The following is a 1804-nucleotide window of genomic DNA, read 5'->3' as shown; positions in this document are numbered from 1 at the left end:
TGCTAATTCTCTTTGGGAGGGACTATCTCTTTGGCTTGCAAATTTCCGAATGCAAAATGAGTATAGGATCGAGAATAAAATATTTATTTGGAAGGTGACACTTAACAATTTTGAAGTACCGTCAAAAATTGAATTTTCAGGAAGCAATTATATTACTCTATCGAATGATATCCAGACAAAAATTATTCGATGTACAGATGAAGCAATATTTATTGATACTCAGTGTGCAAAGAACTTACTGCACGGGTTTTATTCAGGAACGAATGATGCAGAGAAAGCTATAATAAGTAGTCTTTTTTCTGCATTATTAGGAGTAAAGGTTACAGAAAATCCAGTACAAGAAATTTTGGACAGTTTATTTGATGATGAATATGCAAAACACTGTCACTTATTCAATGCCTCAAAATACTATGACTGGATGAGAGATCAAATTAGAAAACCTATAAGACTTGATAAAATAACTTTTTACATGGCAAAAAATGGTCTAGCATGGAACGTCCGTTCCATAGAGGATAGTCCAGAAATTCATGGTAGAGAGAATTGCACCAGATTGCTTGCCCAAGTCATTGATACACTTATCGATAAAATTAAGAATATATTAAAACTTCTTGATAAAGTGAAAATGATTACACTTTTCCTAAATAATATTATTTCCCTAGATGCATTAATTGATGAATTTGAAAGAACATATAAGTCCAATATTGGCTGTCATAAGAATAAAGACAAAGCACAAAAAATTGTATTGAACGAGTTGGCGGATCTCATTTTTATGAAAATTACTTGTAGAATTGGAATTGAAATTGCTAATTGTGAATGTCTTGATTCTGGTGGACAGATACCAGGTGAGATTGAGGTTAATAGGATATCCTCTCTTATAAACTTACTAATGCAATATGGGGGATTATCAGATGAAATAAAATATGATTGTGCTCCTTCATCATTAACCGTCTCACCTTTGGGGGATATCCTATCTGAAAAAGATTATGCAGAAAGTGTATTCATTCCTTATGCAATACAAATGATTAAGAATCAAACTTCATATAAAGTGAACGAATATTCGAATGAATTTTCGATAGAGTCTTCTTTACATGAAACGATTAGGGATATTGACAGAGATTTACCTTCCAAATTTATCGAAGCTTGGAAAGATGAATTTTCCTTTACTGTTGAGGAGGGTTTTAAAATTGTAGATTCAATAATTAATATAGGGATAGAAAATGGCCTATTGATCATAAACGATACTTATGATTCATTAGTTGATAAAATTGCAGTATTTTGCGATAGGCAATTAGTTGAATCTTTTCTTAATCGTTTTTGCTTACAGAGCAGAAATAAGTGGTCAGATATACCAAGTGAATATAAATTATCTGATATTTATCCATGGAAATTCCAACGTAAATTATCGTTAGTCTCAAAAAGTATTATCCGAAGTGGACAGAAGCTGATAATTGCCCCATCGTTATTGATGGAAAGTTTTAAATATAATCTAATTTCATTTTACGAAGCTAGATTTAGTGCAGAACAAGCTACATCGTTAAAAATGAAAAAGTGGATCGGATTTAAGAGCAATCAAGTTGGAATGGATTTCAATCAAGAAGTTTCCAGAGAATTTCAAAAATTTGATTCAATGAGGGTATATACTGAAGTCAAGTTAACTCATCTGTTGAACAAGAAATTTTCAGAAGATTTTGGTGATATTGATGTATTGGTTTATCATGAGACTACTGGTCTACTTCTCGTAATAGAGTGTAAAAAATTACATACGGCAAGAAATCCTAGCGAAGTAGCCAGACAACTATATGAC

General features: G+C 31.8%; 1 protein-coding gene. It reads left to right on the top strand.

What is annotated here, in order from left to right; genetic code table 11:
• Positions 1 to 94 precede the first annotated feature (94 nt).
• Positions 95 to 1804: hypothetical protein (locus JF818_RS11525; protein WP_198892153.1), on the top strand; the 1710-nt coding region annotated here is incomplete at its 3' end.

It is taken from the genome of Sphaerochaeta sp. S2, from assembly GCF_016406725.1.
Lineage (GTDB): Bacteria > Spirochaetota > Spirochaetia > Sphaerochaetales > Sphaerochaetaceae > Sphaerochaeta.
The sequence above is the reverse complement of the archived record's forward strand: the minus strand, read 5'-3'. Positions and strand labels throughout refer to the sequence as shown.